Source organism: Kitasatospora sp. NPDC091207, from assembly GCF_044768625.1.
Lineage (GTDB): Bacteria > Actinomycetota > Actinomycetes > Streptomycetales > Streptomycetaceae > Kitasatospora.
The window spans coordinates 20,446-32,560 of record NZ_JBIVVS010000046.1 but is presented as its reverse complement, the minus strand read 5'-3'; the positions used below and the strand labels follow the sequence as shown (position 1 = coordinate 32,560).

Here is a 12,115-nt window from a genome sequence, read left to right as displayed (position 1 = left end):
CAACGCGCCAAGCACCACGACGTCGGCAAAACGGTCAAACGCGCCGAGTCGATCAAGGAACACCAGGCCCGCCGAGGTTAAACGTCAAGCTGAGGTCCGCTCCGAGGTCCGTTCTGAGGCCCGTTTCTGCGGCTGGTGTCGCGATTCGTGCCGCGGCCCGTACCGGCCGCCCGGTCCCGCAGCGGAGCGCCGAGCCGGCCACCCGGCCAGATCCGGGCCCACTGCCGGGCTCCGCCCGCTCCACCGCCCCCTCTCCCGGCTACTCCGCTGAGCTGCGGAGACTTTCGCGCCGGCGGCGATAATGGCCGGTATGGGACGAAGCAGCAGGGCCGGCCGCAGCACGGACAAGGGCCGTACGACGGCGGAGCCGCAGCCGGCGGTCACCGGTTCCGGCGGCCGCACGCACGCCCAGGGGCCGCTCAGCCGCCCCGTCGACTCCGGGCTGGCCGAACTCCGCCCCGATCGTGACCGCCCGTCCGCCTGGTCGCTGCTGATCGACGGCGCGCCGCAGTCCATGGTCGACCTCGCCGACCCGACCCACCTGGGCTTCGAGTACCAGCGTCGGCTCGGCCACCTGATCGACCTGGTCGCCCCACCCGGCCGGCCGCTGACCGTCCTGCACCTCGGGGGCGGTGCTCTCACCCTGGCCCGCTATGTCGCGGCCACCCGCCCGCGCTCCCGCCAGCAGGTCGCCGAGATCGACACCGCGCTCACCGAACTCGTCCGTGCCGAACTCCCGCTGGAGCGCGGCTGGCAGATCAAGGTGCGGGGTGCGGACGCCCGCGGCGTCCTGGAACGGACCCCCGAGGGCACCGTCGACCTGGTGATCGCCGACGTCTTCTCCGGTGCCCGTGTCCCGGCCCACTGCACCACCGTCGAATTCACCGCGCTGGCAGCCCGCGCGCTCGCTCCCGGCGGGTGGTACGCGGTGAACATCGCCGACGGCTCGGCGCTGCCCTTCGCCCGTTCGCAGATCGCCACCCTCGGCGCGGTCTTCCCCGAACTCTGCCTGGTGGCCGACCCGGCCGTGCTGCGCGGCAAGCGCTTCGGGAACCTGATCCTGGCCGCCGCGCACACGGCGCTCCCGATCGCCGAACTGAGCCGCAAGGTGGCCTCGGACGCCGCCCTGGGCCGGGTCGAACACGGCCGCACCCTGGCCGACTTCGCCGCCGGCGCGGCCCCCGCCACCGACCTCACCGCGGCTCCCTCCCCGGCCCCGCCGCCGGAGGTCTTCCGGTAGCCGACCGCCCCGGCCGGCCGTCGGAACCGTTCGTGGTTCCGACGGCGCCCCCCGGACGCCGACCCCGGCCGGTGGCCGCCGCGTCGCCCGGGCCCGGCTCAGTGCCCGCGCGGCAGCCCCCGGTGCTTGCACATCGCGGCGCCGGTGAGCAGCAACCCGGCCGTGATGGGTGCGAGCACGGCCGTCCCGGTACCGGCGAGGCCGTGCCCGGCCGGGGTGGCGGCCGTGTCGGTCACGGTGGGGTTCTCGCGCGCCGCGGCCCGGTCGGAGGTGACGGCCCGGGTGCTCTCGCCCCCGTCGGGGCCGGGCCGTCCGGCGTGCTCCCGGTGGTCGGCGGAATCGTGGGCGGGCGGCGGCGCGGCGGTGCCGTGCGACCCACCGGCCGGCGGGGCGGGTGACGCGGCCGGGGCGGGGGCGCCGCCCGCCCGGCGGGGTTCGGCGGCCGGCCCGCCGGGGTCGCCGTCCCGGGAGGCGCGCGTCCCGGTGGCGCGGGTCTGGGCGGGGGTGGGGCCGAGCAGTCCGGAGGCGATCGCGAACGCGTCGGGAAGGGAGGCCCGCTGGCCGGGCAGTGGCAGTCCGCCCGCTCTGATCCGGTCCTGGAGCAGGCTGCCCACGGGCGCGGTCGCCGTCTCCAGGCCGGGCACCGGGACCGCTGCGACGGCCGGATCGGTGAGCTGCCCGAGGACGCCGGGCGACGCCGCCTGACCGGGCGCCGCCTGCTGGGGGGCCGCCTGGTCAGGCGGTGGGTGGCCCGGGAGCGGCTGCCCGGCGGGCGCGTGGTCGGGTGCCGCTCGGTCGGGTGCCGCCTGCTGGGGGGAGTGCGCCGACGTCGGGTGGTGCGGCGGCGCGCCCTGGTCGGCCGTACCCGCGGAGTGTTCGGCTGACCCCCCGTCGAGGACCGGGCCGCCGTCCAGCGTCCGACCGACGGTACGGCTGACCGGCTCCGGGAGCGGCCCGGCGGCGGCGTAGGCGGTGGCCGCCCCCAGCCCCCAGAGCTGTGCGAGGAGCGCCCCGCCCGCCGCGAGGACGCGCGGACGGGGCAGCCACCGGCCGCCCGGGCGCCGCGCGGCGACGACGGCGGGTCGGACGGGTTCCGGCGCCTTGGCCGCGTGATTGGCTCGCACGTGAGTTGAGAACGAGCGGACGGGCCGTGAGGTCACGGCCGCCGTCACGGACAGTCATCACTCCGACCCTCGGCCGCCGGGCCGGTCCCGCCGGTGGACGCTGTGACGGGGGCGGGTGAGACGGCCGCCGGTCCCGGAACCAGCGCTCCTACGGGGCTCAGGAGTTGGGACGCAGGGTCCAGATGACGGTCATGACGCCGGTCACAGCACCGTCGGCGCGGGTGATCTCGACCGTGACGGGGAACTCCGGCCGCTCGCCCTTGTCGAGCTCGGCGACGATGTCCGGGACCGGACGCCCGAGCACCGCGGTGGCGGTGACGGCACCCATGGCGAGCTTCTTGTACGAGATCTCGGCGCTCACCGCGAGCGGCACGGCGCGCGAGAGCTGGGCACCGAAGGCGCCCAGCACGATGCAGCCGCTCGCGGACTCGGCGAGGGTGAACATCGCGCCGGCGTGCGGGCCGCCGACGTGGTTGTGGTACTCGGGCTGGTCCGGCAGCCGGAGGACGGCACGCTCCGGCGTCGTCTCCAGGTACTCCAGCTTGAGGGTGCGTGCCATCGGCACGGTCGAGTCGAGCAGCTGGCCGATCGAAGGTGTGGTCATGGCAGCGATGTTACTAGTCGGTAGCATCTGGTGGCAGATCTCCCGGGAGGGAAACCGCGGAATGTGAGGGAACGCGAAAACGCCTGAGGGGCCGATCTCTTGAAGAGATCGGCCCCTCAGGCTCTGGGGTGAGTGACGGGACTCGAACCCGCGGCCACCTGGACCACAACCAGGTGCTCTACCAACTGAGCTACACCCACCATCTGTCCGGTCCGTTCCCGCTCCTCGCGTTCCCGTTCCGACAGGAAGAACAATACAGGATCCGAGAGGGTGCTCGCGCCAGGGTTTCGATCGGCCCGACGAGGGCGGCCCCCCGGGTCCGGTGGCCCTTTCCGGGCGGGCCCCGGACCCGGGAGGTGCGGGCGGGTCAGTCCGTCGCGGCCTGGTACTTCTCGGCGATCGCGCGCGCGGTGTCGGTGTCCGGACCGGGCTGCGCGACGAACACCGCCTCGCGGTAGTACCGCAGTTCGTCGATGCTCTCGCGGATGTCCGCGAGAGCCCGGTGGTTGCCGCCCTTCTGCGGGCTGTTGTAGTACGCCCTCGGGTACCAGCGCCGGGCCAGCTCCTTGATCGAGGAGACGTCGACGATCCGGTAGTGCAGGTGGCCCTCCAGGGCGGGCATGTCCCGGGACAGGAAGCCGCGGTCGGTCGCCACGGAGTTCCCGCACAGCGGCGTCCGCCCGGCCTCCGGCGCGTGCTCGCGCACATAGGCGAGGACGAGCGCCTCCGCCTCGGCGAGCGTGACCCCGTGCTCCAGCTCGTCGAGCAGCCCGGAGGAGGTGTGCATCGTGCGCACCACCTCGGGCATGTTCGCCAGGGCCTCGGCGGGCGGGCGGATGATGACGTCGACGCCCTCGCCGAGGATGTTCAGCTCGGAGTCCGTCACCAGGGCCGCGACCTCGACCAGGGCGTCCCGGTCGAGGTCGAGGCCTGTCATTTCACAGTCGATCCATACCAAACGGTCATTCACGCCACTCACCCTACGGCGCGATCACGCGCCACGGGCACCGGAGGAGCCGAGCGGGGTGCCGGGGCGCGGGTCTCCGAACCGTGCGCGTCCTGGCCGTGGCCGTCCGGCTCGTGCGTCTCCCGGGCCTGGCCGGCCTGGTTGGCGGGGTGAACCGGATGCGCCTGGTGGCCGTCCCGGGCGGGACGGGGGTCACGCGGCTCACGGGTTCCGTCCGGGCTCACGGCGCGGCCGCCCTGCGGCCGGACCTGGGGAGCGCGACCCTGGCGGGCCCGACCGTCCGGCGTCACCGGAGCGGCCGACGCCGTCGCCCGACCGGTGGCCGCACCGTGGCCCCGGCCGTCGGCGGTGTCCTCCGACGGCCGCTCGGCCGTACTGCGGTGCCCCTGGCCCTGACCGCGGGCCCCGGGCTGCGGCTGACCGTCCTCCGCCGCGGCGTGCTCCGCCGTGCGCGGCGGCCGGCCCGCCCCGGGACCGGCCTGCGCCGGGACCAGCGGCGGCCGCGCCGGACCGCGCCCCGCGCCCGGCTGGCCGGGGTGCGGCTGGTGGGCCGCCTGCGGATGCGGGTAGGGCTGGGAGGCACGCGCGTGGACCCCCTGCGAGGACGGTTGCCCGTGCTGGCCGTGCTGCCCGTGCGGGCCCGGGTGCGCGGAGCCGCCGAGCGGATACGGCGACCCGGACGCCTGCCCGTGCTGCCCCGGCACCGCGCCGCCCGCCGCCGTGGCCGCGGCCGCTGCAGCGGCATGCGCCGCGGCCGACTGCGGCACGGCACCGGCCAGCCGGAGGTCACCGGGGTGCGTCGGCGTCGGCGAGGCCGGCCCGGGGCGACGGGCCCGGTAGCTGGTCCGGTAGGCGGCCGGCGAGACCCCGAGCTGGCGCCGGAAGTGCCCGCGCAGCGCCACCGGCGACCGGAAGCCGCAGCGGCGGGCGACATCGTCCACCGACAGCTCCGACGTCTCCAGCAGCCGCTGTGCCTGGAGCACCCGCTGGGTGATCAGCCACTGCAGCGGGGCGCTGCCGGTCAGCGTGCGGAACCGGCGGTCGAACGTGCGCCGGCTCATGTAGGCGCGCGCGGCCAGCACCTCGACGTCGAACTGCTGGTTGAGGTTCTCCAGCGCCCAGGTGACCACCTCGGCCAGCGGGTCGTTGCCGATCTCTTCCGGTAAAGACTGATCGATGTACTGGGCCTGTCCTCCACCGCTGCGGCGGCTGGGCACCACCAGGCGGCGGGCCAGTGCGTTGGCGGCCTCGGCACCGTGGTCACTGCGCACCACGTGCAGGCAGAGGTCGATGCCGGCGGCCGTGCCGGCCGAGGTCAGGACGTCGCCGTCGTCGACGAAGAGCTCGCGCGGGTCGACATGGACCCGGGGGTAGCGCTTGGCCAGGGTCGGCGCGTACATCCAGTGGGTGGTCGCGGGGCGGCCGTCCAGCAGGCCGGCGGCCGCGAGGACGAACGCGCCGGTGCAGAGGCCGATGATCCGCGCGCCCTCGTGGTGCGCCTTGCGCAGTGCGGTGATCGCCTCGACCGGCGGCGGCTGCGAGATCGAGCGCCAGGCCGGTACGACGATGGTGCCCGCCCGGGCGAGCGCCTCCAGCCCGTACGGGGCGGAGAGGGTCAGGCCGCCGGTCGTGGCCAGCGGTCCCTCCTCGCCGGCGCAGACCAGCAGGCGGTAGCGGGGGACCCCGGCGTCCTGACGGTCGACCCCGAAGACGGAGAGCGGGATGGAGCTCTCGAAGATCGGGGCCCCGCCGAAGATCAGCACCGCGACGGTCTCGCGCCGACGCCGGCCCGAGAGCTTCCGGGGGGCGGTGGACATGGTGGGGATCGAGGGGCCGTGCAGGCCGGACCCGCCACCGATGCCGTGGCCGCCGGGGCCGTGGCCGTTGAGGCTCTGGCTGTTCGGGTTCTGGCCACCCGGGTTCTGACCGATCGGATGCTGGCTGTTCGAGGTCTGGCCGGGCATGCCGCCCGGCAGGCCGGCGGCCGTCAGGGCGGCGTGCATGCCGGCGGAGGCCGACCCCGCGGTCGCGGCGGTCGGGACCGGGCCGCCGGAGAAGGCGGGGAACGCCGCGTCGTGGCCCGGACGGCCGAGCGCCTGGCCGAGCGGGTGCCCGCCGGGGTGGGCGCCGCCGTGGCCGCCAGGATGGCCGGGAACCGACGGGCCCGAATGGCCACCCGCGGCCGGGCCCTGGGAGGCCGATGGACTGACGACGGATCGGGTGACTGTCCGTCCGGCCTGGTCCGGGGCGGCGGAGAAGACACCGGCGCCGGAGGTCGCTGAGGCGGCTGCGGCTGGTGTGGCCGATGTGCCGCCAGAGACGGATGAGACGTATGGGGCGGCGCTGGAGGTGCCGGACGAACGGGGGTTGGCAGCGATGGCCGAAACGCCGGTGCCTCTCGCGGACCGACCCGCGATACCGGCCACGGCCCGGTCGCTGTCAGGACCCGCGTCGCTCCTGCTCACCCTGCTCAAGGCGCTCAAGCCCCCTCGGTGGTGTGGTGTGGTGGTGCGGCACTGCTAGCCAAGATCGAATCTATCGGGTGGACCGTTGCCGTTGTGACAAGTTCACCATCCGACGCTATGTCGACATGGCAATTTGGCGTGATGCATTCGATCACGAAGCGTGGCACCCGTCGACCCTTCTGGGAAGGGGGCCGGTGCAACGGTGGCTGGTTGTCGCGGGGCCGGTCCTGGGGCGCCCGGCTTCGGCGTGCCCGGCCGGCGCGTCTGGGCTGCGGCTTTGCCCAAGGGCGGGGGAGTCGCGCGAGATTGACCGAAAATAGGCGGTGCACGGCAGGGCGCACGATTCTCGATGTGTGCGCCTCCTTGGCTTCATCCGGCCAGTGTCGGGGCCGTGGATCGGTCGTCCGTCGCCCGCGCTACCGTCCTGTCGTGAATAACCTCAGCCGGCTCGAACAGGCCAACGACAATGCCGCCGCTTTCTGGCTCACCCAAGCCCGTGTGCACGGCTGGCAGACGCTCGTCCGCCCCGGATTCACCGCGGCCCGCTGCGCACGCACTCCGGACGCCCACCGCATCGTGGTGACCCGGCCCTATGACGAACCGGCGCTGCTGGAGCAGGAGCTGGCGGCCCTTCTGGAGGAGTGGTCCACCACCCGGGTCACCCTGGAGGACCCGTACCTCGGACTGGACATGTCGCGGTTCGGCTGTGTCCATGGTCGGGCGATGCCCGTGATGGTCCGTGAACCGGGCTCGCTCGAAGCGCCTCCGCTCGGAGCGGTGCCCTCCTCCGGAGCCCTCGGCGGGGGCGACCTGACGGTCGATGAGGCTTTGGACGACGACGCGTTCGCCGACGTCGAGCACGCGGTGGTCGAGGGATTTCCCATCACGGACCGTCAGCCCTGGACGCGGGCCGGGATGCTGCCCGAAGGCCTCCGGCACGAGCCGGGCTTGCGGGCCTGGCGCGCCAGGATAGCCGGTGACCTGGCCGGTGCCTGCCTGACCTACGACGACGGTCGGGCCACCGGTGTGTACTGGGTCGCGACGCTCCCCGCACACCGCTCCCGGGGGGTGGCGCGTGCCGTTCTGGAGACCGCGCTGGCCGCCGCGCACCCCGACCGTCCGGCCACCCTGATCGCCACCGCGCTCGGCGAACCCCTCTACCGCAAGCTCGGTTTCACCGTGCGCGGGCACAGCCACTGGTGGTCGCTGCCCGAGGCCTCGAAGCAGTAGCGTCCGCCCGAGCCGCCACTCCGACCGCGGGCCGCCCGGCGTTCCACCGGGGCGCGGACGCTGCGGCAGGGGCTCACCCCGTAACCTCCGCGCGCTCGCTCGCGCGCCCCCCGGCAGGCAGCGTGAGCGGCCCGGGTGTCGAGGCCGGCTGAGGCCCGCTGGGGCCGTGCGGGAGGGTCCGGCCGTCTGCATCGCCTGCATCGCCTGCATTGCCCGGGCGCTGGGACCGCCTCGGTGTCTGCAGGGCGGCGGGGTGCTGGCCACACCGTTGCCGGCGTTGGTGAACCGGGCGCGCGAGGCGGCCGGTCGCCCCGGAGCGGTCCGCTGCGCGGGTGTCCGGTGCCGGTCGGTGGTGCGGTGCGGTGGTGCGGTGCGGTGGTGCCCGGCCGGTGGTGTGGTCCGGAGCGCGGGCATCGGGCGGGCTGCCGGGCTGCCGGGCTGCGGGCTGCGGGCAAGAGGCGAGGGGAGACGGGAACGGGTGAGGGGATCACGGGTCGGGTCGTCCGGTGTGCGGTGAGTCTCCGGCCGGTGGGGAGCGCTGGTTCCTCGTCGACCGGTCCGCTGCCGTCGGCGGCGGCAACTCCGGCTGAACGGTTTCGGACACGGCGAGCCGCCGCGGTGGCTGCGGCGCCACGGTCCGGGCGGTCGCCGGGAACAGGCGCACGCGGGCCGTCCGGGGCGGAGAGCGACGGCTACGCGCTGGGCCGCACGCCGGGCAGCGCCCCGGGCTGAGCGCTACTGGGCAACGCGGCACCGGGCAGCGTGGCTCCGGTGTGGCCCCGGAGCCAGCGGCTGCCCGCCACCGTGCCCACCGTGTGCCGGCGGTCCGGCCCGGCGGCCCGGATACCCGGCCGGGCTCCCGGGGCGTTGCGTGCGGAGAGCACCTGCCCGACGGCCTCCGGCAGACCGGCCGCCTTCAGCGTCGGCCGGTAGCCCGGTTCGGCCCAGGGCCGGCCGTGGTGCAGCCAGACGCTGCGCAGCCCGGCCAGCTCCGCGCCCGCGATGTCGGCGGGTGGGTGGTCCCCGACCATCCAGGTGTGGGAGGCCCAGTCACCGGTGGGCGCGATGCCGCACCGCTGCGCGGCGATCTCGAAGATCAACGGATCCGGCTTGACGCACTCGGCCTCCTCCGAGATGACCCAGCCGTCGACCATCGGCCCGAGCCCGGTCCGGCGGATCTTCTCCAACTGGGGCCGGGTACTGCCGTTGCTGACGATGCCGAGCGTCCACCCGGCCGCGCGCGCCGCCCGCAGTGCGTCGACGGTTCCGGACGGGCAGTGGATGTGGGAGTTGATGCCGCGTCGGTAGTGCGCGAGCAGGAAGTCGAGAGAGTCGTCCAACCCGTAGCGGCGCTGGGTCGCGGACAGTACGGTGCTGCGCGGCACATAGCCGCCGCCGTCGATGGTGACGAGCCAGTCGAGGTCGCCCGGCGGGAGGCTTCGTTCGGCCAGAAAGGCCCGAGCCCAGGCCCGGAAAGCGGCGTCCCTGGGGAGCAGCGTGTTGTCGAGGTCGAACAGGAGCAGGGGCATGTCGAGCATGGTGCCAGCGGCCGCGTGTATGCACCTGGCAAATGCCAGACGGCGTCGCGAACCTGTGCGAAATGGCTGAAATGGATACCGGTGCGGATGGGCCGGGCCGATGCGGGGCTGCGCAGCGAGCGTGGAGGCGCTGGTTCGGCCGGCGAACGGTGTCGGGGGAACGCCGCCCGGGGGCAGGCTCCGGAGGCGGTCCGGAACCGGCCGGAGGCGGCGGCCGGAGGGTGAAGAGGGCGCGCGACCGCGCACGATGATGTGGGTCGTGCCAGCCCGGTCCGGGGGTCGGCCGGCGGCGGCGGCCGGTGACGGATGGCGACGGATCGTTGTCGATCAATGACAGTCCGGTCACGGTGTCCCGGTGGCCTGTTGCATCGCCCCGTCCGCTCAGTCAAGCTCCAGAGAACCTCCTTTGCCAGAGGGGGCGCGACCGCGCGCTGGCAGGGGGCGCATCGCCGCCGGCGAGCGCACCTCCATTCGCGGTAACAAAGCCGTTCCGAGGCTTTGCCGCTGGGCTGAGTCTCCTGCCCGTCGTACTCTGAAAGGAACAGGTCACAAACGGTGGTGCTCGGCGCAGACCGACGTGTTCCCGTGGGCGGGCCTGCTGCCGGGGCAGCTTTGTCCTCTCTTGTCGGCCCACCTCCTGCGAAGAGCCTTGAGCCATGGCTGGTTTTGAGTCCTCCCGACCGGTTGAACCGGATGCGGTCCGCAGTGCGGGCGCAGTGGCCGGGGGAGGCGGCGGCGGACGCGCAGAGCCCGGCGTGGGCGGCGCGGCCCCTGATACGAGTGCGGCCCCTGACGAGGGTGCGGACGCCGTGGATGCCCGCAGTTTCTCGCGCCTGCTCCGCGACATCGCGCGCCGGGGCCGCCCCGGTTCCCGCGAGCAGCGGGGCGATCATCGGACCGACCGCGCGGAGTCGGCGATGACAGGCCGCCTGGGTCCGGGTGCCGACCACCCGGGAGGCACCGGCCTGCCGAGCACCTCGGGTGAGCCGACGGCGCAGGAGTCGCCCGGCGGCTCGTGTGACCCCGCCTTTCAGCACGGCGTGGTGGTGGGTTTCGACGGTTCACTGTCGAGCGAGCGCGCCCTCGCCTACGCGGTGGGCATGGCTCGTCGCTCGAAGTGCGGCCTGGTGATCGTCCACGTCGCCAATCGCCTCCCCGCCACGGTCTGGGCGGGCTGTGAGCCTCCCGTGTTCGTCGACCTTCCCGACCACCGGACCGAGGTGCTCGGCCTGGAGCTCGCGTGCGCGGACTTCCTCGCCGGGGTGCCCTGGATCCTGGTCGAGCGCGGCGGCGACATCTGCCATGAGATCGAGGAGGTCGGCCGCGAGTACGCCGCGGACGCGATCGTGGTCGGCAGCACGCACGGCCTGCTCGGCAAGATCTTCGGTTCGGTCTCCGGCCGGCTGGCCCGTCGCGCCAACCGCCCGGTGATTGTCATCCCCTGACGGGTCGTCGGGCCCGGTGGGTGTCGGTCTGGGCACCGACCTTGGCGCCGGACTCGTCGCCGGACTCCGGGTGCCGGTAATCGCCGTTCGGCGTCTCCGGTGCTCGTCCACCGCACTGTCGGTATGAGTCCTGGATGCCTCCTCTTCGACGGATTGCCGGACTTCTGACGGATGCCGATGAGTGACGGGCGCCGGCCCCGATCCTTCCGCTCCTCGGCCGACCGGTGCACCGACCGGCCGAGGAGCGGGAGAACGGGGGCGGCGGCAACGCCCGGGGCTGGTGCGGGTGCCTCAGGAGGTGACGCCGAGCTCACGGGCGATGAGCATGCGCTGGACCTCCGAGGTGCCCTCCCCGATTTCGAGGATCTTGCAGTCACGCCAGAAGCGCGCGACCGGGAATTCGTTCATGAAGCCGTACCCGCCGTGGATCTGGGTCGCCTCACGGGCGTTGTCGACGGCGGCCTCGGACGAGTACAGCTTGGCGATCGCGGCCTCCTTCTTGAACGGTTCGGCGTGCAGCAGCCGGGATGCGGCGTCCCGCCAGGCCAGGCGGGAGACGTGGGCGCGCATCTCCATGTCGGCGAGCTTGAACTGGATGGCCTGGTTGGCGCCGATAGGACGGCCGAAGGCCCGGCGCTGGCCGGCGTAGGCAACGGACTGGTCGACGCACCCCTGGGCCAGGCCGGTGCCCAGGGCTGCGATCGCGATGCGGCCCTCGTCGAGGATCCGCAGGAACTGGGCGTAGCCGCGGCCACGCTCGCCCAGCAGGTTGGCCGCGGGAACGCGGCAGTCGGTAAAGGACAATTCGCGGGTGTCGGATGCGTTCCACCCGACCTTCGAGTACTTCTTCGACACCTGGAACCCCGGGGTTCCGGTGGGCACGATGATGGAAGAGATTTCGCGCCGTGGCGAGGGGATTTCGCCCTCTTCACTCGAACGAGCGATCGGTTCGGTGAGCGCGGTGACGGTGACCAGGCCGGTGATCTCGGTGCCGGAGTTGGTGATGAAGCACTTCGTGCCGTTGATGACCCACTCGTCGGTGGCCTCGTCGTAGCGCGCCGTGGTGCGGGTCGCGCCGGCGTCGGAGCCGCCCTCGGGCTCGGTCAGGCCGAACGCTCCGAGGAGTTCGCCGGAGGTCAGCCGGGGCAGCCACTCGCGCTTCTGCTCCTCCGTCCCGAAGCGGTAGATCGGCATCGCGCCGAGGGAGACCGCGGCCTCCAGGGTGATCGCGACCGAGGAGTCGACCCGCGCCAGCTCCTCCAGGGCCAGGCAGAGCGCGAAGTAGTCGCCGCCCATGCCCCCGTACTCCTCGGAGAAGGGCAGACCGAAGAGGCCCATCCGTCCCATCTCCCGGACGATCTCGTAGGGGAACTCGCCCTGCTCGTAGAACTCGCCGATCTTCGGCGCGACCACGTCCTGGGCGAACTCGGCCACAGTGCGCCGCAGTTCCTCGTACTCGCTGTTCAGCCGGTGATCGAGCATGTGATCCTCCTGGGGCCCGG

The 12,115-nt window shown here is 73.8% G+C and carries 8 protein-coding genes, 1 tRNA gene and 1 pseudogene; 3 read left to right on the top strand and 7 right to left on the bottom strand.

The genetic code is table 11. The annotated features are described in order from the left end of the window. Positions 1 to 301: 301 nt before the first annotated feature. Positions 302 to 1,240 carry a spermidine synthase gene (locus ACIQTO_RS37245; protein WP_402397964.1) on the top strand — a complete coding sequence of 313 codons (939 nt, stop codon included), beginning with the start codon at positions 302 to 304 and terminating at the stop codon, positions 1,238 to 1,240. Positions 1,241 to 1,338: 98 nt separating this feature from the next. Here ACIQTO_RS37245 and ACIQTO_RS37240 read toward each other — a convergent pair whose 3' ends face one another. The 5 genes and pseudogenes from ACIQTO_RS37240 to ACIQTO_RS37220 all read right to left on the bottom strand — a co-directional run. Continuing rightward, entirely contained in the window at positions 1,339 to 2,364 is a 1,026-nt protein-coding gene (locus tag ACIQTO_RS37240; RefSeq protein WP_402397962.1) for a hypothetical protein, read from the bottom strand. Positions 2,365 to 2,521: 157 nt separating this feature from the next. After that, positions 2,522 to 2,968: a DUF4442 domain-containing protein gene (locus ACIQTO_RS37235; RefSeq protein ID WP_402397960.1), complete on the bottom strand. Its 447-nt coding sequence runs from the start codon at positions 2,966 to 2,968 to the stop codon at positions 2,522 to 2,524. A 124-nt stretch (positions 2,969 to 3,092) separates the two neighbouring features. Further along, positions 3,093 to 3,168 (bottom strand) — tRNA-His (locus ACIQTO_RS37230). 167 nt (positions 3,169 to 3,335) lie between these two features. Beyond that, positions 3,336 to 3,938: an oligoribonuclease gene (gene orn / locus ACIQTO_RS37225; RefSeq protein ID WP_402397958.1), complete on the bottom strand. Its 603-nt coding sequence runs from the start codon at positions 3,936 to 3,938 to the stop codon at positions 3,336 to 3,338. 811 nt (positions 3,939 to 4,749) lie between these two features. Then, positions 4,750 to 5,752 (bottom strand): annotated as a pseudogene (locus ACIQTO_RS37220) (helix-turn-helix domain-containing protein); the annotation flags it as partial. Between the two features lie 1,077 nt (positions 5,753 to 6,829). Between ACIQTO_RS37220 and ACIQTO_RS37215 the strand changes: the two are divergent. After that, the gene (locus ACIQTO_RS37215) at positions 6,830 to 7,630 is read left to right on the top strand and encodes a GNAT family N-acetyltransferase (protein WP_402397956.1); all 801 of its coding nucleotides are present in this window, start codon (positions 6,830 to 6,832) and stop codon (positions 7,628 to 7,630) included. Positions 7,631 to 8,322: 692 nt separating this feature from the next. Here ACIQTO_RS37215 and ACIQTO_RS37210 read toward each other — a convergent pair. Continuing rightward, complete coding sequence (locus tag ACIQTO_RS37210; RefSeq protein WP_402397954.1) at positions 8,323 to 9,159, bottom strand: HAD family hydrolase; 837 nt, start codon at positions 9,157 to 9,159, stop codon at positions 8,323 to 8,325. A 926-nt stretch (positions 9,160 to 10,085) separates the two neighbouring features. Between ACIQTO_RS37210 and ACIQTO_RS37205 the strand changes: the two genes are divergently transcribed. Further along, on the top strand, positions 10,086 to 10,613 hold the full coding sequence (locus ACIQTO_RS37205; RefSeq protein ID WP_402397952.1) for a universal stress protein: 528 nt from the start codon (positions 10,086 to 10,088) through the stop codon (positions 10,611 to 10,613). Between the two features lie 291 nt (positions 10,614 to 10,904). Here the strand turns inward: ACIQTO_RS37205 and ACIQTO_RS37200 are convergent, their stop codons facing one another. Beyond that, on the bottom strand, positions 10,905 to 12,095 hold the full coding sequence (locus ACIQTO_RS37200; RefSeq protein ID WP_402397950.1) for an acyl-CoA dehydrogenase family protein: 1,191 nt from the start codon (positions 12,093 to 12,095) through the stop codon (positions 10,905 to 10,907). Positions 12,096 to 12,115: the final 20 nt, after the last annotated feature.